This window comes from Kitasatospora arboriphila (assembly GCF_039528095.1).
In the GTDB taxonomy this organism is placed as follows: Bacteria; Actinomycetota; Actinomycetes; order Streptomycetales; family Streptomycetaceae; genus Kitasatospora; species Kitasatospora arboriphila.
Genome location: NZ_BAAALD010000009.1, coordinates 129,622 through 149,109, shown reverse-complemented (window position 1 = coordinate 149,109; position 19,488 = coordinate 129,622). Strand labels below are relative to the sequence as shown.

Here is a 19,488-nt window from a genome sequence, read left to right as displayed (position 1 = left end):
TCCCCTTCAGCGGGGGGTGGTGCGGGTCGTCCGACGTCGTGCTGGTCAGCAGGCGCCGTTGTCGGTCCAGACGCCCCACTGGCCGCTGAGGGTCGGGTCCTCGCCCTGGGTCCACCACTTGTTGGTGTAGTTGTGACCCTTCCAGGAGACCTTGGCACCGGCGGTCGCGTAGACCGTGGCGGCGTTCCAGCTCGGGGCGGTGCAGGTGCCACCGGTCGGGCTGGCCGAGGTCGAGGGGGAGGTCGACGGCGAGGTCGACGGGGAGGAGCTCGGCGAGGCCGAGGTGCTGGGCGAGGAGCTCGGCGAGGCGGAGGCGGTCGGCGAGGTGGTCGGCGCCGGGCAGGAAGCGGCGGAGCCGTTGGTCGCGGTCACCATCGTGTCGAAGAGCGAGGTCTGGGTGCCCAGGTCGTACAGCGAGAAGGCGAAGGAGCCGCCGAGGCCGTTGCAGTGCGCGTAGTCCATCTTGGCCTGGATCGACTTGGCGTTCTCACCCGTCCAGAAGGTGGTGCCGTCGTAGAAGTACGAGGTCTTTGCCGCGTCGTCCCAGTAGGTGTTGGCCGCGTTGCCGACGAAGCTGCTGAGCTCCTTGTACATCTGGATGCCGGCGACGTTGCCCGACATCGCCGCGCCCGGGGCGGGACCGGTCGCGCTCTGGAACAGGCCGTGGTTGGCACCGGCGGGGACGCCCGTCCAGCCGCGGTAGTAGAACGGCACACCCATGTTGATCTTCTTGGCGGGGAAGCCGCCGGGGATGCCGTACTGCGGGTCGCCGACCGTCCACGCCTTGATGGCGTTGTCGATCGAGTACTTGCCGGTGCCGCCCGGGACGGGGGTCATCGGGTCGCTCGGGTTGTTGTAGATCGGCGCCTGGTGGTTGGTCGGGCCGGTCTTGTCCCACGCGCCGTGCATGTCGTAGGTCATGACGTCGAGGAAGGTCAGGTACTGGCCGAGCTTGTCGGTCTCGACGTTCTTGATCTTGTCCTGGCCGGCGCCGACCGCGGCGGAGAGTGCGTAGCTCTTGCCGTCGGTCCTGCCCTGCGCGTCGAGCTGGGAGCGCAGCTCGGCCATCAGCGCGGTGAAGTTCTGCTTGTCGTTCGGCGAGGCGTGGTTGCCGGTGTGGCCGCCGCCGCCCGGGTACTCCCAGTCGATGTCGAAGCCGTCGAAGACGCCGGCCGCGGAGCCGGCACCGCCGAAGCCGCCCTGCACGGGCAGGTTGCCCTTGATGAACATGTCGACGCAGGAGGAGACGAACTTCTTGCGCGCCGCGTCGGTGGCCGACACGTCGGAGAAGTACTTGGAGTAGGTCCAACCGCCGATCGACAGCAGCACCTTGAGGTTCGGGTTCTTCGCCTTCAGCTTCTTCAGCTGGTTGAAGTTGCCGACCAGCGGCTGGTTCCAGGTGTCGGCGACGCCGTCCACGCTGGTCGCCGTGTCGAAGGTCTTCTGGTAGTCGGCGTAGGCGTCACCCGCGCCGTCGCCCGCGTTCGGGTTGTCCTCGTTCTGCGAGGCGGCCTTGGTCGCCTCGAAACAGGTGAGGTTGGTCGGGTCGATGTTGGCGAAGTCGTAGATCAGGTAGTCCAGCTTGGAGGCCACGCCGGTGTCCTGAACGGTCTTCAGGTAGTACGCGTTGGAGTAGATCGACCACTGGTCGAAGTACGCGACCTTGATGCCGCCCGAAGTGGCGGGCGCGCCGGTCGAGTTGGTGGGGGCGGCCTGGGCGCTGGTGCCGGTCAGCGCGAGCGCGCCGCCGAGCAGCAGGGAGGCCGCGGTGCCGGCGGCGAGGAGGCCCGCGCCGCGGCGGCGGCGGTGCCCGCTCGGCCGGGGCCGGGACGGAAGGGAACGAAGCATGGCTGCGTGACTCCTGGTTGTGGGGGCGGTCCCGCCGCACCCCGGGGGAAGTCGCGGCGGGTGGGACCACCACGTCAGGGGCATGACAGGGAAATCGAACGTTGGCCTGCACACACAAGAAGAACCAGGCGCGGGGAGGTGCGCCGAACCGGTGCCGACGGCCCGAACCGCCGACACCGGTCCAGGGGCTCCCTGCACCTGGCCACAAAAATGGACTAGACCAAACGTCCCGTCAAGAGTCGTCTCCCGGGCTTGAGGCGCCCTTAAGGTTCCGTTGGGATACGGCTCAGTACCGCACCGCCCGGCTCACGACGGCCTTGACCTGACCGCTCAGCGAGCGGTTGCTCGTGGCCGTGGCCTGCGCCGTTCCGCCCGCGGGGACCTCCGGAACGGTCACCACCACGGTGTCCAGCCGGTTGCCGCTCGCGTCCTGGAAGTCGACCTGCACCAGGTACTTCTGCGGATCGCCCTGCCCATTGGCAACGGTGATGGGTACCTCGACCTTGCCGTCCGAGGACGTCACCGGAGTGCCCAGCTTCACGTCCCCGGCGGCGTCCAGCCCACCCGTGACGTCGGCGACCGCCGAGGAGGCCGCCGCCTCCGCGGAGGCCACCGCGGACGCCGCCGAGGAGGCGAGTGCGCCCGCGGACGAGGCCAGCTCGGAGGCCTTCGACCCGATCGCGGCGGCCGCCGAGGAGGCGACCGAGGACGGCGAGGAGTCCGACGAGCAGCCGGCCAGTGCGGCCCCGCCCAGCAGAGCGGCGGCGCCCAGCAGGGCTGCGGAACGGATCTGGAGGTTCATGGATTTCTGCTCCTGTGGGAACGACGGCTGCCGCGGGCGGGGCCCGCGCGGCCAGGTCCGGTGGGACGCCGCTGGTCAGGACAGGCCCGCGCCCTCCTGCATGGCGGCCTGCTCGATCTCCCTGATCTCCCGTCGCCGCACGGTGTCCTGACGGCGGGTCACCACGGCGGCCGCCCCGATCGCGCTCGCGCCGAAGGCCAGCAGCCCGACCCACGGCCGGTCGAGCACGTGGCCCAGTGCGTGGTCCAGCGAGTAGCGGCCCGCCCCGGAGATGCCCAGCGCCAGACCGCAGGTACCGAGCAGCCCCGGGTACTCGAAGCCGCCGCCCATCGCGAAGAAGCCGGCCGGGGCGTGCACGGCGATGGCCCCGGCCATCGTCCCGGCCACCACCGAGCCGGCCACCGGCGTGGCCAGGCCGAGGACGAGCAGCGCCCCGCCGCCGGCCTCGCCGAGGCCGGAGGCGATGGCGTTGGGCCGGCCCGGCTCGTAGCCCATGTGCTCCATGGCCTGGGCGGTCCCCTCGATCCCTCCCCCGCCGAACCAGCCGAAGAGCTTCTGCGCGCCGTGCGCGAACATCACCCCGCCCACAGCGGCGCGCAGGGCGAACAGGCCGAGGTCCTTGCGGTGCAGACTGGTCATGATGGGGCCCCTGGGTCGATGGCGGCACGTCCTCTCCATCCCAGCCCACGGGCCGAGGCCGCTCGACCCGGGACCGCCATCCGGGCGAACCACCGAGGAGCGCCATGTCCGCGCCGGCCACACCCGTGTTCCACCTCGACGGGACGGAGGTCACCGACGAACGGTCGCTGTTCACCGCGCTCGGAGCGGCCCTCCGCCCGCCGGACGGCTACTACGGCAGCAACCTGGACGCGCTCGCCGACTGCCTGCGCGGCGGCTACGGCCCCGAGCCCCCGTTCGTGCTGGTCTGGCACGCCTCCGCACTCGCCTCCTGCCGGCTGGACCGGCGGATGCTGCTGGCCGGCCGGGAGTGCAGCTACTTCGAGGCGGTGCTGGACGTCCTGAAGCAGGGCGGCGTCACCGTGCAGCTGCACTGACGGTCCGTGACGGCGTCCGGGCCCCGTTACCGAGCCGGGACACCCCGTGCAGAACCGGGCCGCCGACTCCCGGCGTGGTCACGCCCGACACCCCGTGACCGGCGACCCGCAGGAGCACCCGTGAACCACCGCACGACCGCCACGACCCGGGCGGCGGCCACCGCCGCGGCCGTCCTCGCCCTCGCGCTCGGCGCGGTCGCCTGCGACGACGACACCACCGCGGCCGGCACCGGCACCGCGGCGCCCACCACCGTGGTCTCCACCGCCACCGCCGGCACCGGCTCCACCGCGAGTGCGGCGCGCGCCGGGGCGTCCGGGCCGGGCTCGGCGGCCGGCACCGGCGGCAGCACCGCGCAGGCCGGTACCGACCGCTGCCGCACCGCCGACCTCAAGGCCGACGTGCAGATCCAGGAGGCCGGCAAGGCCATGGTGATGCTCACCAACAAGGGCGGCCGTGCCTGCACCGTCAAGGGCTACCTCGGCTACGGCGGGCTGCTCGCCGACAACTCCCGCGCCGACACCGCCACCCACCGGGTAGCCAAGCCGGGCCCGCCGGTCGCCGTCACCCTGAAGCCCGGCACCACGGCCTTCTCCGGGCTCTCCTGGAGCAGCTGCGACAAGGCGGACGCCACCTGCAGCGTGCTCGCCGGCCTGGTGGTCACCCCGCCGGACGAGACCACCCAGCTGACCGCCACCGTGCTCGGCACCGACGGCAAGCCGGTCGTGCAGTTCCCCGTCGCGAAGGCCGGCTTCACCGTCGGCACCCTCCAGCCCTCCAACCAGGGCGTCCTGCTCGGCTGACGCCGGAAGGAGGCCCCGGGCGCGACCCCGGCCGGAGGGCGGCGCCGGTCAGAAGAACGTCCGGACCAGGTCGACGACGCGCGGACGGTCCGCGTCCGCGTCGTCGAGCACCGGGATCAGCGTCCAGCGGTCGAAGGCCGTGCACGGGTGGGAGATCCCGAGCCGGACGACATCACCGACGGCGACCTCGGCGTCCCGCAGGTAGGCGTGCTGGTCGTTGAGGCCGCTCACCGTCGCACCGGTGAGCGGCTTGCCGCCGCGGACCTTCTGCGGGGCGGGCAGGCCGAGGTCGACCGGGAGGTCGCGCTTGCCGGCGTCCAGCAGCGCGAGGCCGGGCTCCGGTGCGGACACCACCCGGGCCCAGCCGTGCAGCGCGGCCCGCAGCGGCTCGCCCGCGCCACGGCGACCGAAGGGTGAGATGCCGCGGTAGAAGCCGTCGTCGTGGGCGAGGTAGGCGCCGGCCCGGACGACCACCCGGGTCCGGTCGTCGGCGAGCGGCGCGAGCTCCTCGGCGACGGTGTCGAAGAAGGCGCTGCCGCCGGCCGTCACCCAGACCTCGTCCACCTCGTCGAACAGGCCCTCGCCGGCGAGCTGCCGGTGCAGCTCGGCCATGCCCCGCAGGTAGCCGGTCACGGCGGAGAGCGAGGCCGGGGAGGCGTCCGGGCCGAGCGGGCCCTCGTAGCCGCTGACGCCGGCCAGCCGCAGGCCCGGTGCGGCGTGCACCGCGCGGGCCACCTCGACCGCCTCGGACAGCGTGCGGCAGCCGGTGCGGCCGCCCGGCGCGCCGAGCTCCACGCAGACGTCGACCGGGGCGGGCGCGCCGCGCAGCGCCCCGGACATCAGGGCGACGGCGCGGGTGGAGTCCACCCAGCTCGCGAAGCGGAACTCCGGGTCGGCGGCGAGCTCGGCGGAGAGCCAGCGCAGGCCCGCCGGGTCGAGCAGGGTGTTGGCCAGGTGGACGCGGCGCAGGCCGAAGGCGCGGCCGACCCGCAGCTGCGGCAGGTTGGCCAGGGTGACGGCGCAGGCGCCCGCGTCCAGGTGGCGCTGCCACAGGGCGGGGGCCATCGAGGTCTTGCCGTGCGGGGCGAGGCCGACGCCGGCCTGCTCGCACCAGGCGGCCATGGTGCGCAGGTTGTGGTCGAGGGCGGCGGCGTCCAGGGTCAGCAGCGGGGTGCCGAGGCCGTCGAGCCGGGGGGCGGTGGCGAGGTACTCGGCGACGGTCAGGCCCCACGCCTCGGCGGGGATCGCCTTGAAGCGGAAGTCGAGCCGCTCCCCGGCCAGTTCGGCCACCTTCGCCCGGTCGATCAGCTCCATCGCGCCCAGCCGTCCTCTCGCCCGCGCCCGCGGCGTTCCGGGCGTCCGACGGGCAGCCTATGCCGTCCGCGCGGGCCCGCGGGCCTACGGCGCCACCACGGGGTGCCAGGGGACGGGGCTGGAGAGGATCATCGAGCTGGCGGGCTGGCCGTACGCGGCGAGGCGGTCGATCAACTGTTCGAAGGCGATCATGCCGGGCACCCCGACCAGCAGGGTGCAGCAGGCGCCGCCGGTGACCCGGTGCAGCTGGAAGACCTCGGGCCAGCGGGTCACCTCGGGGTCGCGCAGCACGCAGTGCGGGCCGTAGCACTGCATGGTGACCAGGGCCATCACGGCCAGGCCGGCCCGGGCGGGGTCGACGTGCGCGTGGTAGCCGGTGATCACCCCGTCGGCCTCCAGCCGGCGGACGCGTTCGGCGACGGCCGGGGCGGAGAGTTTCACCCGCCGGGAGAGCTCGTTGTACGAGAGCCGGGCGTCGGCCTGGAGTTCGGCGAGCAGCAGCCGGTCGACGGCGTCCATGGCGACTCCCGGGGTCGGGTTTGCGTTCGGAAAGCGGATCGGCCCCAAGACCTTGCAGTCATGAACCCTGGGCGCGTTTTCGCTGCCCACCGCCCATTCAAGACGGAACGGATGCCGCCGCACAATGGTGGCCCCCACGATGGGAGTGGGACGAAACAGGACACACCAGGAGGAGTGCCATGGGCGGGGACACCGTCGACCGGCCGAATCTCGCCTTCGCGCCGCAGGGGGAGCCCGGCAACGGCACCCCGTACGCGCGCTACGCCATGCTGGACGTGCTGCACAGCCTGCAGCAGCCGCGCAGCAAGGTGCCGGCCGAGTACACGTTCATCGTCGCCACCCAGGTGATGGAGCTGCTCTTCGACCTGCTGCACCGCGAGTGGGTCTCCGCCCAGCACGCGCTGCGCGAGAACGACCCCGCCGGCGCCGTCGCCGCACTGCGCCGCGGCACCCACATACAGGACGTGCTGGTCAGCTCCTGGGACCTGCTCGCCACCATGACGCCCGCCGAGTTCAACTCCTTCCGCGAAGTGCTGGGCGAGGCCTCCGGCTTCCAGTCCTCGGCCTTCCTGCGGCTGGAGTTCCTGCTCGGCAACAAGGCCGGCTCGCTGCTGCGGATGTACGAGGACTCCCCCGCCGTGCACGCCGAGCTCACCGCGGCCCTGCACGGCGCGAGCCTGTACGACGACGCGCTCGCCCTGCTCGCCCGCCGCGGCGTGGCGGTGCCGCACGAGCCGACCGCCGGCCGGCACCGGCACGACGCCGAGGTGGAGCAGGGCTGGCGCCGGGTCTACACCGACCCGGAGCTGGCCGAGCTCGCCCGGCTCGGCGAGGCCCTGCTCGACACCGCGGAGCGGGTCACCCGCTGGCGCCAGCGCCACCTCTCCTCGGTCAAGCGCACCATGGGCGCCAAGCCCGGCACCGGCGGCTCCAGCGGCCTCAGCTGGCTCAAGCAGTCCGCCGACCAGGACATCTTCCCCGAGCTGTGGACAGTGAGGAACGACCTGTGACTACCCGTGAGGAGTGCGCGGCCCTCGACGCCGCAGACCCGCTGGCCGCACTGCACGGCGAATTCGCCCTGCCCGAAGGCGTGCTGTACCTGGACGGCAACTCGCTCGGCGCACTGCCCAAGGGCACCGCGGCCCGGGTCGCCGGGATGGTCGAGCGCGAGTGGGGCGAGGGCCTGATCCGCAGCTGGAACGACGCCGGCTGGTTCGCCATGCCGCACCGGCTCGGCGAGCGGCTCTCGCCCATGCTGGGCGCGGCCCTCGGCCAGGTGGTGGTCTGCGACTCCACCTCCGTGAACCTCTTCAAGGTGCTCGGCGCGGCGATGCGGCTGCGGCCCGGCCGGAGCACCCTGCTCGCCGAGCACGCCGCGTTCCCGACCGACCTGTACATCACCGAGGGCGTCACCGGCCTCTTCGACGGCGCCCGCACCGTGCTGCTGCCGCGCGCCGCCGACCTCGGCGAGCACCTCGGCGAGGACACCGCCGTGGTGGTGCTCTCGCACGTCGACTACCGCACCGGCGAACTGCTGGACATGGCCGCGATCACCGAGCAGGTGCACGCCGCGGGCGCCCTGATGGTCTGGGACCTCTGCCACACCGCCGGCGCCCTGCCGATCGAACTCGACGCCTGCGACGTGGACTTCGCCGTCGGCTGCGGCTACAAGTACCTCAACGGCGGCCCCGGCGCGCCCGCCTTCCTGTACGCGGCGCAGCGCCACCAGGGCGCCGCCGCACAGCCGTTGAGCGGCTGGTTCGGCCACGCCCGGCCGTTCGCCTTCGAGCCCTCGTACGCGCCGACCGAGGGCATCGGCCGCTTCCTGACCGGCACCCCGCCGCTGCTCGGCATGGCCGGCCTGGACGCCGCCCTGGACGTCTGGGAGAAGGCCGACCTGGCGCAGGTGCGGGCCACCTCGCTGGCGCTCACCGACCTGTTCCTGGAGCTCGTCGAGCCGCTCGGCCTGGAGTCGGTCACCCCGCGGGAGCACGCCCTGCGCGGCAGCCACGTCTCGCTGCGGCACCCCGGGGGCTACGCGGTGATGCAGGCGCTGATCGCCCGCGGGGTGATCGGCGACTTCCGCGCCCCCGACCTGATGCGCTTCGGCTTCACCCCGCTCTACCTCTCCCGCACCGACGTCTTCGACGCGGTGCGGCACCTCGCCGAGGTGCTGGAGAGCGGCGAGTGGCGCGAGGAGCGGTTCAGCCGCCGGGGCGCGGTGACCTGAGGAAGGCGTTCTCCAGCCCGTCCCAGTTCAGCGGGCGGCCGGGCGGGATGCGGGTCTCGTGCGCGACCTGCACGATCCGGGTCGCCAGCCGGTGCACCGCGAGCTCGTACAGCTCGCGCCGGCCGGCGGCCCGGGCCAGCGCGTACAGGCCCTCGCTCTGGTACTCCGGGCCCAGGCTGCGGTGGTTGAAACGCAGTTGGCGGGCAGCCGCGGGCTGCTCGGCCGAGGCCACCGGCAGCCAGATCACCGGGACGATGCCGCTCGCCTGCACCGCCGAGCGGTCCGCCGCCCGGGCCGCCCGCCGGGCGAAGCCGTACCACTCCCGGCCGCAGCGCTCGCTGGCGAAGTAGCGCGGCGAGTACAGCGGCACGAAGACCCGGCAGGTGGCGAGCGCCTCGGTGATCTGCCAGCGCGACCAGCTGTCCAGCTCGGGGCTGCGGTCGACGAAACCGGGCGGCACCGCGGACGGCAGGTCGGTCAGCTGGAGCACCTCCTCGCAGAGGTCCTGGAAGAGCCGGTCCACCGTGCGGCCGCCCGGGCCGCCGGGGTGGCTGAGGAAGAAGTAGGGTCTGGGCGCCTCCGGGCCGGCCGGCTCCTTGCGGTGCGTGCCCGAGTGCGAGGGGGTGCGCGACTCGACCGGACCGCCGTGCAGTTGGGCGTTGCGGGCGAGCACCAGCGGACGGCCGTCCCGGGGCGGCCAGATCCTGGTCACCGGCGGCGCCGGCGGGGTGGACTGCAGGGCGATCTCCAGCAGGTGGTGGACGGTCAGCTGCGGCGCGCCGTCCGGGTCGCCGGTGCGGATCGCCGCCGCCAGCCGGCCCGCCACCGAACGGTCCACCGGGTGGCGGAGGTTGACCACCTGGAAGCTGCCCGGGTCGACCGCCACCGGACCGCCCGCGGCCGGCTCCGGCGGCACGCTGCGCGAGCCGTCCAGGATCAGCAGCCGCCGCGCCGCCCGGCCGGCCGCGACCGTCTCCACCACCGCCTGCCAGTCCAGGCCCGGCCGGTGCACCCCGCCCCAGCGGCCGGCACCGACCGCCACGCCGAGCTCGTCGCCCGGGCCGAGCGGGCCGCCGACGTGCACCACCAGGGTGTCCTCCGCCTCCTGCACGGCCCGCTGCAAGGCCCGCTGGAAGCCGTCCGGGTCGTCCTCGCCGAGCCAGATGTGCCGCCGGTCCAGGCCCACCAGCGCCGGGTCGACCAGGGCCTCGGCGAGCGCGGCGAGATCGCGCAGCGCGGTGTACTCCTGCTCCTCCAGCACCTCGCCCGGGGCGCCGCGCGAGGTGGTCAGCAGCAGCACCGCCCGGGAGCGCTCCGGGTCGGGCAGCGCCGCGGGCTCCGGCGGCAGCGGGACGGGCGGCGCGTCCTCCTCGACCGGCCGGGCCGCCGCCTGCTCCTGCTGCGCCCCGGACGCGGTGTCCGCGGGGTGCGTCCCGGCGACCGGGCCGGCCAGGGTGAACACCGGGGCTCCGGTGACCCCGAGCAGCCGCGCGGCCTCCGGGCTGACCAGGGCGAAGGGCCGGGTGTCCAGCAGGGTCAGGGTGCCGCCGCCGGCCGTCTCCACCCACGCCGGGAAGGTGCCCGCGCCCGTCCGGCCGGCGTCGCCGATCCGCCCGCCGACCCGGATCAGCAGCTCCAGCGCATGGTGCGCGGTGGACCGCGGCAGGGTGTGCAGCAGCAGCTCGCGCACCCCCGGACGGAACGCGAAGTAGCCCGGCCGGCCCTGCTGTTCGCGCAGCAGACCGCTCACCACCACCTCCGCCAGGTGCTGCGGCTGCGGGCGGGCCAGCCCGACCTGCTGGAGCAGCCGCATCACCGGAAGGGCGGGCGTGGTCAGCGCGGTCATCCCGGCGAGGGTGAACGCCTCCCGGGAGGCCGTCGCCCGGAACCGGACGACCAGTTCCTCGGCGGTCAGCTCCTCCGGGTCCGGCCCGGCCTCGACCGCCCGGCCCGCGGAGTTCGTCGCCGCGCCGACCATCAGCGCCGCGCCGACCACCTGCCCGCCGGTCGGACTGCCCACCAGCTGCGCCCAGTTGGCCAGCCACTCGGGGCCCGGCTCCAGCACCGGGACGGCCGGTGCGCCGCGCCCGGGCGGGGCGTCGGTGAACGGGGCGAAGGTGTAGGCGGCGTCGGGCGCGCCGGCCTCGGTGGCGGTGAACACCCCGGGCACGGCGGGCACCGCGGTGAGCGGCCAGAGCCGTTCGGGCAGCGGTTGGACGACCGCCACCGGCAGCCGCCGGGCCAGCGCGTGCAGGGTGCGGTGCCAGCGGTCCCCGGCCGGTCCCGAGCGCCACTGCGGGCCCATGCAGTCGCTGATCACCAGAACGGCGGAGCGGCCCTCGGCGATCCGGCGGTGGGCGAGCCGTCCGTCCGGCAGCAGCCGGCCGGAGCAGACCTGGCGGAAGGCCCCGGTCTGTTGGAAGAGCGTGCGCAGTTCCCGGGCGAGCGGCCGCCACAGGGTCATCGTCGGGCCGAGGTCGAGCACCAGGTGCAGGTCGAGCCAGCGTTCGGTGCTGGGCCGCAGCACCGGCAGCCACTGGACGGGACCGGGCTCGCGCAGCGCCTCGGCGATCCGGTCGGCGGTGGCCTGCTCGTCGAGCAGGCGGCGGCGCTCGTCCGGGACGAGCCGCTTGAGCGGGCGCAGGGCGCGCTGCAGCGGCAGCGGGCGGGCCAGCATCGGGGCGTCGGGGGTGGGTGCGGGGACGGCGGGGGCGGGCCGGCCGCCGCGGTCGGGGGCGGGCAGGTGCAGGGCGGTGCGCGGACCGGTGCCGTCCGGGCCCGGGGTGTGCTCGGTGCGGTGGCGGGGGCGGTGGCCGCCGGGGGTGCCGGCGGCCGGGCGGTCGGTACGCGGGGCGGCCCGGCCGGCGGTGTCCTGGCCGGTGCCGCCCTCGGTGCCGCGGGCGGCCAGCCAGAGCAGTTCGGCCAGTTCGACGGGCGCCCGGGGGGAGAGGCCGAGTTCGGCGAGCAGGTCGGTGAGGCGGTCCAGGGCCGCCGGGTCAGAAGACATCGTCGTCCTGGCCGCGGCTGAGGTAGGGCATCACCTGGGCGGCGAGCGCGGCCCGGTCGGCGGCGTCGCCGAGTTCGGGGCGGGAGGTGAGGTAGATGGCGTTGAGCAGCTGGTCGGTGGCGAGTTCGCCCTCCTCGCGGCGGGCGAGGAAGACGTCGAGGATCTCGGTGACCAACTGCCGGTCGGAGTCCGGGAGGTGGGAGTGGACGATGGACTCCAGCTCGGCGCCCTCGGGGCGGCGCAGCTCCAGCACCACGCAGCGGCGCAGGAAGGCGGCGGGGAACTCGCGTTCGGCGTTGGAGGTGAGCACGGTGAACGGGAAGGCCCGGCAGCGGACCCGGCCGGAGCGGACGGGCGCCCGGCCGGTGCCGTCGGCGGTGAGCACGTGCGCCTCGGGCTGCTGGGGGGCGGCGCGGACGAGTTCGTCGATCTCGTACTGGCCCTCCTCCAGGATGTGCAGCAGGTCGTTGGGCAGGTCGAGGTCGCCCTTGTCGATCTCGTCGATGAGCAGCACCCGGGGCCGCCGGTAGGGCAGCAGGGCCGTGCCGAGCGGGCCGAGCCGCAGGTGTTCGTCGAGCGAGGCGTCGGGGGTCTGCGGGCCGGAGCGGTTGGCGGCGTAGAGGCGGGAGAGCGGGTCGTACTGGTAGAGGCCGTCGCGCAGGGTGGTGCGGCTGGTGATGTTCCAGCGGAGCACCGGGCCGAGGCCGAGTTCGCGGGCGACCGCGTACGGCAGGCTGGACTTGCCGCCGCCGGGCGGGCCGGTGACCAGCAGCGGCCTTCTGAGGTAGAGCGCGGCGTTGACGAGTTCGACGGTCTCGGGGGTGGGGCGGAAGGTCGCGGCGCGGTGCCGGGCCGGGTCGGGCACGGGGTCGGCGGGGCCCTCGGGCTGCGCCAGCAGCGGCCCCCCGTCGAAGTCGCGCCAGGGCGGCGGGGCGGGCAGCTCGGCGATGCCGTCGTGCGGCTCGTTGACGCCCTGGTAGATGCGCTTCAGCGGCATTGCTCTCCTGCTCCTGCTCACTCGTCGGGGCCTTCGGCGGTCTCGGTCTCACTCGGGGCCCGCGGCGTGGGGCGGCGGTGCGGTCGGGACGACGCGGTAGGGGCGGTGGGGGCCGGGCAGTACCGCCGGGTCCTCCCACAGCAGCACCAGGCCCGCCGCCCAGTGCTGCGAAGGGTCTGCCGCCTCCTCCGCCTCGTGCCGCAACTCCCTGACCCGGCGCGGCAGGTCGGCAGGTGCGACGTCGGCCAGTTCCTCCGCCAGTCTGGCAAGGAATCGCTCGTTGCGGCAGGTCCGGGTGTGCGTGTGGTCGGCGGTGCAGGCCTGGCCCGGCCACAGCACGGCGGGAACGCCGGCCCGCAGGGCGGCCGCCAGCAGCGGTTCGTACGGGGCGCCCCTGGGCGGGCCGGGGAGGGCGGGCAGCTCGACCCGCTCGGGCGGCCTCAGCCGGTGGTAGAGCCTTTTGCCGTCCGGGAGTTCGGTGCAGCGCAGCTGGTGCAGCAGGGTGCCGGCGGCGGCCCGCAGCGGGGCCCACTTGAGTTCGAGCTGGCGGCGGGCGGCCGGGTCGGCGCGGCGCTGCGCGTCGACCACGACGACGGCGTGGTCGGCCCCGAGCGGGCCGTAGTCGGTGCGCCGGCGCGCCCAGCCGTGCACCGGCTCGGTGAGCCACTTGCGCGGCAGCGAGAAGATGACGAGTTCCGCGCCGTCCGGTTCCAGGCGGCCGAGTTCGTGGTCGATGCGGTCGCGGACGGCGTGCTTGAGGCGCAGCCGCGGGACGGTGCGGGTGTCGGCGGCGCCGATCCGGCCGTCGCGGACGGCGGCGACCGCGACGTGGAACATCGCGGGGCCTGCGCCGCTCGGGGTGATCTCGACCAGGATGGGCCGCCACCGCTCGCGTCTGCGGCCGGCGGTGGGGGCGGTGTCGCGGTGCCGGTCGAGCCAGTCCAGCAGGCCGTCGCGCAGGGCCGGGTCGGTGTGCGCCTCGGCGACGTGGTGGGCGAAGTGGACGACGGGGTGCGGGCCGTGCGGCGGCCGGGGGACCTCGGCGAGCAGGTACCAGCCGGCGTCCCAGAGGGTGGCGGGGCGGCTGGGCGGGTCGGGGCAGCCGAGCGGTCCGACGGCGGCGCGGTAGAGCTCCAGCGGGTCGGCGGGCGGCGGTCCGGCGCCGAGCAGCAGCCGCAGTCCGCGCACCGCGTGGGCGGGCAGCGCGGCGCCGGTGAGCCGGTCGGCGAGCTGCGGGACGTACCGGGCGGCGGCCTCGGCGGGCAGCATCTGGCCGAGCCGGGCGGCGGGCCGGCTGCGGTCGTCGGGGCCGCGCGGGACGCCGAGGGTGTCGAGGGCGGCGGTGACCAGCCCGGCCACCTCGCCGGTGGCGGCGATGACGACCGGCCCGCCGCTGAAGCCCGGGGAGAGCGGCATGCCGGTGCCCTCGTGCTCCAGCTGCACCAGCTCGCCGGCGATCCGGAAGCCGCCGCGGGTCAGCCGGATCTCGCTGCTGAGGCCGGTGTCGTGGCCGGCCGGGAAGCCGTAGGCGACCAGGGCGGGTGCGGGCGGGCCGGCCCAGCGGTGCAGCGGGGCGAACGGGGCCGGCGCGGCGGTCTGCGCGGGGACGGGTTCGCGGAGCCGGAGGACGGCCACGTCCCCGGCGCCGCCGGGGAGTTCGGGCCAGGGGCCGCGCAGCGCGACGGTGCCGGTGAGCGGCGGCAGGTCAGGGTGGGCGACCAGCCGGACCTCCGCCTCGTGGACGCCGTGCACCACGTGGGCGCAGGTGAGCACCTCGCGGTCGGAGATGAGGATGCCGGCGCCGGTCAGCGGCCCGGCGGGCCCGGCGGTGTCGATCCGGGCGAGCCAGCGGACGTCCTGCATCGGCACGTCCGGTCAGTGCCCCGCCCGTTCCCCGGTGGTGCCGGGTGACCAGGAGAGCTTGACCGTCAGGTGCGCGTCGGCCGCCGTCCGGGCGATCAGCGCGCCCGCCTCGGCGGAGAGCTTGACGCCGAACTCGATCTCCACCGCGTCCGGGCGCAGGCTGCCGTCACGCAGGACGGCGAGCGCGGCCTCGGCCGCGGCGCGGACGCCGCCCAACGCGTGCTCGAAGGTCTCCGAGGCACGGACGACGGCGTCGCCGCTGCCCCGGCCGACCGGCTGCATGCCGTACGCCGCCGGGGTCTGGGAGGTGCTCTCCACCCGGACCACCGCGCCGTCGGCCGTCAGGAACTCCACGTAGTGCGACATGGGCACTCCCCACCGTGTCAAGCCGTACTGTCAGCCGAATTCCTTGGCGATGGTCGCACAGCACAGGCCGTGGCGCAGCGGTTCCGACGGGGTTGACATCAGTAATCTTCAAGGAACATGACAATATGTCAGGTTGATCCGCCCGTACCGGGCCCGGCCGGATCCCGCCGGACGCGGGAGGGCCCCGGGGACGGCGGCCTAGGGTGGTCCGGACGGAGCCGAGGAGGGCGAGCGGATGGACGGAACGGCCGGCGGGGGGCTGGTGGCGGTCGCGGGGAGCGCCGAGGTGTTGGCGCTGCCCGGCCTCGGCGAGGAGTTGCTGACCCCGGCCGAACGCGAGCGCGCGGCACGCTTCCACCGCGAGCGGAACCGGCTGGACTTCGTCGCCGCGCACCTGCTCGTCCGGCTCTGCGCGGCCCGGCTGCTGGGCGTCCCGGTCGCCGGGCTGGTGCTGGAGCAGTACTGCCCCGACTGCGGGCTGTCCGGACACGGCGCGCCCTCGTTGGCCGGGCGGCCGGAGGTGGGGCTGAGCCTGTCGCACACCGAGGGCGTGGTGGCCGCGGCCGCCGGGCCCGCGCCGGTCGGCGTGGACGTCGAACTGCCGGGCGGCCGGGACGGCACCGCCGACCTGTACGACCGGGTGCTCGGCCCCGCCGAGTCCGCCCTGGTGGCCGCCCGTCCGGACCCGGACGGGGCCTTCCTGCGGCAGTGGGTCCGCAAGGAGGCGATGATCAAGATCGGCCGGGCGAGCCTGGACACCCTCGCCTCCGTCGACCTGTCCGCGCTGCCGCTGGACCTTCCCGGCCCCGGACCGGCCCTGCACCGCCACGGCGACCTGCACCTGCTGGACTGGGCGGCCCCCGGCAGCGGGGCCCTGCTCGCCGCGGTCAGCACCCGGCCGGTCCGGCTCCTGCCGCCGGACGGCCTGCGCGCGGGAGGAGTCCAGGGGCGTCCGGGGGCGTCCGCGTAAGGGGTGTTAGCGTCGGCGACGGCCGCGTCGGACCGCATCCGCGCAGGTCCGCCCATCCTCCCCCGCCGCACGAAGGACGACTTCCCCATGGCCAAGTTCCTGCTGAGCCTGCACGTGCTGGCCTCGGTGCTGTTCATCGGCCCGGTGGCGGTCGCCGTCAGCATGTTCCCGCGGCGCGCGGCCGCGGCCCTGGGCTCCGGCGCGGACCAGCCGGTCGCGGCCGCCTCGGTGCGGCTGCTGCACCGGATCACCCAGGTCTACGCGCTGCTCGGGATCGCCGTCCCGCTGCTGGGCATCGGCGTGGCCCAGGTGATGGACGTCCTCGGCCAGAGCTGGCTGATCGCCTCGATCGTGATCACCGCGCTGTCGGCCGGCTCGCTGCTGCTGTTCGTGGTGCCCGCCCAGCAGTCCGTGATCGACACCCTGGACGCGGAGGCGGGCACCCCCGCCGCCCACTCCCGCGGCGACGACCGGGAGCGGGCGGAGCGCGGCCTCAAGCTGCTGCCGATGACCGCCGGCGTCTTCAACCTGCTGTGGGCGGTGGTCGTGGTGCTGATGGTCATCCGACCGGGGTCGACGACGGGGGCCTGACCTCCACCCGTCCGGCACCCCGGATCTCCAGGCCTTCGAGCAGCTCCAGGGTCGCGGCGGCCACCGCCGCGACCGCCTGCTCGAAGGCCTCCCTGTTGTGGGCGGCCGGCGCCCGGAAGCCGGACACCTTGCGGACGTACTGCAGGGCCGCGGCGTGGACGTCGTCGGTGGTGACCTCCGGCGTCTCCGGCGGCCGGAGCGTCTTGATCGATCGGCACATACCCCCCAGTCTGCCCGGCGCGCCCGCCCCGCGGGCCGTCATCGGCGGACCGGGTCGACGAGGCGTACGCCGGCGCGCTTCACCGCCCGGGCGACGATCGCGGTCTCCGCGCGGGCGACGCCGAGCGGACCGAGCACCTCGGTGGAGAACCGGAACAGGGCGGCGTGGTCCTCGCAGAAGACGGTGGCCATCAGGCCGGTCGGGCCGCTGGTGGCGAGCACGCCGTGCACCTGCGGGTGGCCGGCCAGTGCCGTGCCGACCTCGACCAGCCGGCCGGGCGGCACGTCCAGCCAGAGGTTGGCGTCGACCGCCATGCCGAGCAGCCGGGGGTCGACGGTGGCGTGGGTGCGCAACAGGCCGCCCGCGGCGAGCCGGTGCAGCCGTCGGCGCACGGTGGACTCGGGCGCGCCCGAGGCGGCGGCGAGGGAGGCGTGCGACCGGCGCGCGTCCCGGCCGAGCAGGTCGAGCAGCGACCGGTCCAGCGCGTCGGTGGCGGGGGCCACGGTGGTCGGGGCGGGCGGGGCGAGGGCGGCGACCTGTTCGGGCGCGAGGTGGCCGGAGTGCCAGTGGCCGGCGTCCGCGAAGGCGTGCAGCACCGCGTGCACATCGGTCTCCAGGACGGCGCCGGTGGCGGGAAGTTGGCCGTAGAGCAGGCGGTCGCGGGAGCCGGCGTCGGTGAGCACGACGGCGCTCACCTCGCTGCCGCCGAGCATGATGTCGACGAACGGCACGTCCGGGCGGGCCGCCAGCGCGTGCGCGACGGTCTCCACCTTGCCGCGCAGGACGCGGACCCTCAGCAGCAGGGCGCCCACCGCGCGGTCCCGGACGTCCGGCATGAGGACGACGGTGACGGTGCCGCTGCCGAGCAGCCGGGCCAGGCGCCGGGTCACCGTCCGGGCGGAGACGCCGAGCACCTCGGCGATCCGGCCGGTCTCGGCCCGGCCGTCGATCTGCAGGGCGCAGACCAGCCGCCGGTCCAGCTCGTCCAGCCGGTCGTCCGGATCCACCGCATCGAGGTCCACTGCTGTCCGTTCTCCGCCGCATCCGGCCGATTCAGAGTCCTGGTCCGCCGCGATCACGGTACTCCTTCTCCATGGCCGGACCGGCCACGACCGAGAGGAGCCCCCCGTGGAGAAGACGCTGTCCGGAACGATCGACGCGGTGCACGCCGTCGGCGAGCGGCTGGCCGCCCTGCAGAGCCCGGCCCCGGTGCCCGCGACCGGCCTCGCCGAGGCCGTGGCCGCCTTCCGCGCCGTGGACGGACCCGCCGCCGCCCTGCTGCGCGAGCGCCTCACCGCGCTGCGGCCGTCCGCCGGATGGCACGGGGAGGAACTGGACGGCGACGTACCCGCCGAGGGCGAGTGGTGGGTCTGCGACGCCACCGACGGCGCCGTCCAGTACCTGGGCGGGCTGCCGCACTGGGCGGTCACCGCCACCCTCGTCCGGGACGGCGCCGCCGTGCTCTCGGTGGTGCACGCGCCGCTCCATGGCGCCACCTACACCGCGCTGCGCGGCGGCGGCGCCCATTTCGACGGCCGGCCGATCGCCCCGACCCCCCGCACCCTGCAGGTCGCGGTCGCGGCCACCGCGCAGCCGCCGACGGTGGCCGGCGACCCGGTCGCCCGGCGGCGGGCCGGCGAATCGCTGACGGCGATGCTCGGCGGGGCCCTGGCCGTCCGCAACCTCGGCCCGACCGCCCTGCAGGTGGCCCAGGTCGGCGCCGGGAACCTCGGCCTCTTCTGGGAGTACGGCCAGGACGGCCCCAACCTGCTGCCGGGTGCCCTGATCGCCGCCGAGGCCGGGGCCGTGGTCACCGACGCGACGGGCCGACCGTGGACGCCGGCCGCGGACAGCTTCCTGGCGGCCGCCCCCGGGGTGCACGCCGAAGCGCTGACGGTGCTGGCGCAGGTGCGGTGAGCGCAGGTGCGGTGGGTGCCGGGGCCGCGCGGTGTCAGTCCTTGGGGCTCATCAGGGTGCTGGTCAGCGGGGTGCGGGCCAGCGCCAGCACGCCCACCACGATCAGCGCGACACCGGCGGCCTCGGGCACCAGCCAGAGGCCGGTGCGCAGCGTCTCCTCGTACAGCAGGACACCCAGCAGCAGGCTGACCCCCGCGTCGCCGAGGGTCAGCGCGGGCTGCGAGGCCACCAGCGGACCCGACTGCAGGGCGTTCTCCAGCAGGTAGAGCGCCCCGACCCCGGCCACGGCGAAGCCGTAGGTCTGCCAGGCCGTGAGGAAGGCCTCCAGCCCGTGCTTGTCGAGCAGATGGGTGGAGGACTTGATGAGCGCCGCGGTCAGCGCGTTGCCGACGGCCGCCGCGCCCGCCAGGCAGGCGGCGCGGACCCCGCCGGGCGGACGGCGCAACGCCACCGCGCAGAGCACCGCGATCGCGGCGCCGCAGCCCGCGAGGGCCGGGATCCAGCGGGACATCGGGACGTGCATCGTGCCGGGGGTCGGCGCGGCGGCCCCCAGCGCGAGACCGAGGCCGACCACCATGCAGGCGACGGCGGCCCAGGCCCGGCGGGAGAGGTTCCGGTGGGACATCGCCGAGGCGATGACCAGGGCGAACGGCAGCTCCAGGACGAAGATCGGCTGGACGACCGAGAGCGCGCCGCGGGCCAGCGCCACCGCCTGGAAGAGCGCGGCGGCGGTCACCGCGGCGATGCCCGCCAGCCAGACCGGGCGGCGGGCCAGGTCGCGCAGCAGGCCGAACCGGAAGCCGGAGGAGCGCGGCACGGTCTGCGCGGCGCGGTGCTGCAGCACGGTGGCCAGGGCGTTGCTGATCGCGCCGCACAGGGCGAACAGGACGGGGAGCAAGGCGGGCGGTTCCCTTCACCGGATCCGCCCAGTCTCACCCACCCGCCCCGCACCCCCGCCGCACCGCGCCGCACCCCGACCCCGGCGCCA

Annotated in this window: 19 protein-coding genes; 7 read left to right on the top strand and 12 right to left on the bottom strand. The window is 75.2% G+C overall.

The features are described 5' to 3' along the window. Window positions 1-45: 45 nt before the first annotated feature. The 3 genes from ABD353_RS07790 to ABD353_RS07780 form a co-directional block, all read right to left on the bottom strand. Window positions 46-1,848: a glycosyl hydrolase family 18 protein gene (locus tag ABD353_RS07790; RefSeq protein ID WP_344622735.1), complete on the bottom strand. Its 1,803-nt coding sequence runs from the start codon at window positions 1,846-1,848 to the stop codon at window positions 46-48. A 286-nt stretch (window positions 1,849-2,134) separates the two neighbouring features. Next, a complete protein-coding gene (locus ABD353_RS07785; protein ID WP_344622734.1) occupies window positions 2,135-2,650 on the bottom strand; it encodes a hypothetical protein in 516 nt (171 codons plus the stop codon). Between the two features lie 75 nt (window positions 2,651-2,725). Next, entirely contained in the window at window positions 2,726-3,289 is a 564-nt protein-coding gene (locus tag ABD353_RS07780; protein ID WP_344622733.1) for a DoxX family protein, read from the bottom strand. 104 nt (window positions 3,290-3,393) lie between these two features. Between ABD353_RS07780 and ABD353_RS07775 the strand changes: the two genes are divergently transcribed. Together ABD353_RS07775 and ABD353_RS07770 are read left to right on the top strand one after the other, a co-directional pair. After that, complete coding sequence (locus ABD353_RS07775; protein ID WP_344622732.1) at window positions 3,394-3,705, top strand: barstar family protein; 312 nt, start codon at window positions 3,394-3,396, stop codon at window positions 3,703-3,705. A gap of 120 nt (window positions 3,706-3,825) precedes the next feature. Then, a complete protein-coding gene (locus ABD353_RS07770) occupies window positions 3,826-4,506 on the top strand; it encodes a DUF4232 domain-containing protein (protein ID WP_344622731.1) in 681 nt (226 codons plus the stop codon). Between the two features lie 48 nt (window positions 4,507-4,554). On the opposite strand, the gene ABD353_RS07765 is transcribed toward ABD353_RS07770, so the two are convergent. Beyond that, window positions 4,555-5,820: an alanine racemase gene (locus tag ABD353_RS07765; RefSeq protein ID WP_344622730.1), complete on the bottom strand. Its 1,266-nt coding sequence runs from the start codon at window positions 5,818-5,820 to the stop codon at window positions 4,555-4,557. Between the two features lie 84 nt (window positions 5,821-5,904). Beyond that, complete coding sequence (locus ABD353_RS07760) at window positions 5,905-6,339, bottom strand: Lrp/AsnC family transcriptional regulator (protein ID WP_344622729.1); 435 nt, start codon at window positions 6,337-6,339, stop codon at window positions 5,905-5,907. Window positions 6,340-6,518: 179 nt separating this feature from the next. Between ABD353_RS07760 and ABD353_RS07755 the strand changes: the two genes are divergently transcribed. Next, window positions 6,519-7,349 (top strand): tryptophan 2,3-dioxygenase, encoded by an 831-nt coding sequence (locus tag ABD353_RS07755; protein WP_344622728.1) that lies wholly within the window; start codon window positions 6,519-6,521, stop codon window positions 7,347-7,349. Then, on the top strand, window positions 7,346-8,569 hold the full coding sequence (gene kynU, locus ABD353_RS07750; RefSeq protein ID WP_344622727.1) for a kynureninase: 1,224 nt from the start codon (window positions 7,346-7,348) through the stop codon (window positions 8,567-8,569). The genes ABD353_RS07755 and kynU overlap by 4 nt, the downstream gene beginning before the upstream one ends. Here kynU and ABD353_RS07745 read toward each other — a convergent pair. From ABD353_RS07745 to ABD353_RS07730, 4 genes are read right to left on the bottom strand one after another with little or no spacing between them, the layout of a single operon-like run. Next, a complete protein-coding gene (locus ABD353_RS07745; protein WP_344622726.1) occupies window positions 8,544-11,576 on the bottom strand; it encodes a TIR-like protein FxsC in 3,033 nt (1,010 codons plus the stop codon). The two genes, kynU and ABD353_RS07745, sit on opposite strands and share 26 nt — an antisense overlap. Further along, window positions 11,566-12,573: an AAA family ATPase gene (locus ABD353_RS07740; protein WP_344622725.1), complete on the bottom strand. Its 1,008-nt coding sequence runs from the start codon at window positions 12,571-12,573 to the stop codon at window positions 11,566-11,568. Before ABD353_RS07740 ends, ABD353_RS07745 begins: the two co-directional genes overlap by 11 nt. A 48-nt stretch (window positions 12,574-12,621) precedes the next feature. Continuing rightward, window positions 12,622-14,436 carry a VMAP-C domain-containing protein gene (locus tag ABD353_RS07735; protein WP_344622751.1) on the bottom strand — a complete coding sequence of 605 codons (1,815 nt, stop codon included), beginning with the start codon at window positions 14,434-14,436 and terminating at the stop codon, window positions 12,622-12,624. Between the two features lie 12 nt (window positions 14,437-14,448). Beyond that, window positions 14,449-14,802 carry a CU044_2847 family protein gene (locus tag ABD353_RS07730; protein ID WP_263105562.1) on the bottom strand — a complete coding sequence of 118 codons (354 nt, stop codon included), beginning with the start codon at window positions 14,800-14,802 and terminating at the stop codon, window positions 14,449-14,451. Window positions 14,803-15,037: 235 nt separating this feature from the next. On the opposite strand from ABD353_RS07730, the gene ABD353_RS07725 reads away from it, so the two are divergent. Together ABD353_RS07725 and ABD353_RS07720 are read left to right on the top strand one after the other, a co-directional pair. Continuing rightward, window positions 15,038-15,772: a 4'-phosphopantetheinyl transferase family protein gene (locus tag ABD353_RS07725; RefSeq protein ID WP_344622724.1), complete on the top strand. Its 735-nt coding sequence runs from the start codon at window positions 15,038-15,040 to the stop codon at window positions 15,770-15,772. A gap of 87 nt (window positions 15,773-15,859) precedes the next feature. Continuing rightward, window positions 15,860-16,363, top strand: coding sequence for a DUF2269 family protein (locus ABD353_RS07720; protein WP_344622723.1), 504 nt, complete (start codon window positions 15,860-15,862; stop codon window positions 16,361-16,363). On the opposite strand, the gene ABD353_RS07715 is transcribed toward ABD353_RS07720, so the two are convergent. Continuing rightward, the gene (locus ABD353_RS07715) at window positions 16,332-16,583 is read right to left on the bottom strand and encodes a DUF2277 domain-containing protein (RefSeq protein ID WP_030267423.1); all 252 of its coding nucleotides are present in this window, start codon (window positions 16,581-16,583) and stop codon (window positions 16,332-16,334) included. The two genes, ABD353_RS07720 and ABD353_RS07715, sit on opposite strands and share 32 nt — an antisense overlap. Window positions 16,584-16,621: 38 nt before the next feature. Next, window positions 16,622-17,605: an Lrp/AsnC family transcriptional regulator gene (locus tag ABD353_RS07710; protein WP_344622722.1), complete on the bottom strand. Its 984-nt coding sequence runs from the start codon at window positions 17,603-17,605 to the stop codon at window positions 16,622-16,624. 106 nt (window positions 17,606-17,711) lie between these two features. Between ABD353_RS07710 and ABD353_RS07705 the strand changes: the two genes are divergently transcribed. After that, complete coding sequence (locus tag ABD353_RS07705) at window positions 17,712-18,500, top strand: inositol monophosphatase family protein (protein WP_344622721.1); 789 nt, start codon at window positions 17,712-17,714, stop codon at window positions 18,498-18,500. A 34-nt stretch (window positions 18,501-18,534) separates the two neighbouring features. Here the strand turns inward: ABD353_RS07705 and ABD353_RS07700 are convergent, their stop codons facing one another. Beyond that, window positions 18,535-19,398: a DMT family transporter gene (locus ABD353_RS07700; RefSeq protein ID WP_344622720.1), complete on the bottom strand. Its 864-nt coding sequence runs from the start codon at window positions 19,396-19,398 to the stop codon at window positions 18,535-18,537. Window positions 19,399-19,488: the final 90 nt, after the last annotated feature.

What these genes read in the sequence shown, in the direction of transcription:
- ABD353_RS07790 (WP_344622735.1), bottom strand. Translation starts at nt 1,848, where the DNA reads ATGCTTCGTTCCCTTCCGTCCCGGCCCCGGCCGAGCGGGCACCGCCGC.
- ABD353_RS07785 (WP_344622734.1), bottom strand. Translation starts at nt 2,650, where the DNA reads ATGAACCTCCAGATCCGTTCCGCAGCCCTGCTGGGCGCCGCCGCTCTG.
- ABD353_RS07780 (WP_344622733.1), bottom strand. Translation starts at nt 3,289, where the DNA reads ATGACCAGTCTGCACCGCAAGGACCTCGGCCTGTTCGCCCTGCGCGCC.
- ABD353_RS07775 (WP_344622732.1), top strand. Translation starts at nt 3,394, where the DNA reads ATGTCCGCGCCGGCCACACCCGTGTTCCACCTCGACGGGACGGAGGTC.
- ABD353_RS07765 (WP_344622730.1), bottom strand. Translation starts at nt 5,820, where the DNA reads ATGGAGCTGATCGACCGGGCGAAGGTGGCCGAACTGGCCGGGGAGCGG.
- ABD353_RS07760 (WP_344622729.1), bottom strand. Translation starts at nt 6,339, where the DNA reads ATGGACGCCGTCGACCGGCTGCTGCTCGCCGAACTCCAGGCCGACGCC.
- ABD353_RS07755 (WP_344622728.1), top strand. Translation starts at nt 6,519, where the DNA reads ATGGGCGGGGACACCGTCGACCGGCCGAATCTCGCCTTCGCGCCGCAG.
- ABD353_RS07745 (WP_344622726.1), bottom strand. Translation starts at nt 11,576, where the DNA reads ATGTCTTCTGACCCGGCGGCCCTGGACCGCCTCACCGACCTGCTCGCC.
- ABD353_RS07740 (WP_344622725.1), bottom strand. Translation starts at nt 12,573, where the DNA reads ATGCCGCTGAAGCGCATCTACCAGGGCGTCAACGAGCCGCACGACGGC.
- ABD353_RS07735 (WP_344622751.1), bottom strand. Translation starts at nt 14,436, where the DNA reads ATGCAGGACGTCCGCTGGCTCGCCCGGATCGACACCGCCGGGCCCGCC.
- ABD353_RS07730 (WP_263105562.1), bottom strand. Translation starts at nt 14,802, where the DNA reads ATGTCGCACTACGTGGAGTTCCTGACGGCCGACGGCGCGGTGGTCCGG.
- ABD353_RS07725 (WP_344622724.1), top strand. Translation starts at nt 15,038, where the DNA reads ATGGACGGAACGGCCGGCGGGGGGCTGGTGGCGGTCGCGGGGAGCGCC.
- ABD353_RS07720 (WP_344622723.1), top strand. Translation starts at nt 15,860, where the DNA reads ATGGCCAAGTTCCTGCTGAGCCTGCACGTGCTGGCCTCGGTGCTGTTC.
- ABD353_RS07715 (WP_030267423.1), bottom strand. Translation starts at nt 16,583, where the DNA reads ATGTGCCGATCGATCAAGACGCTCCGGCCGCCGGAGACGCCGGAGGTC.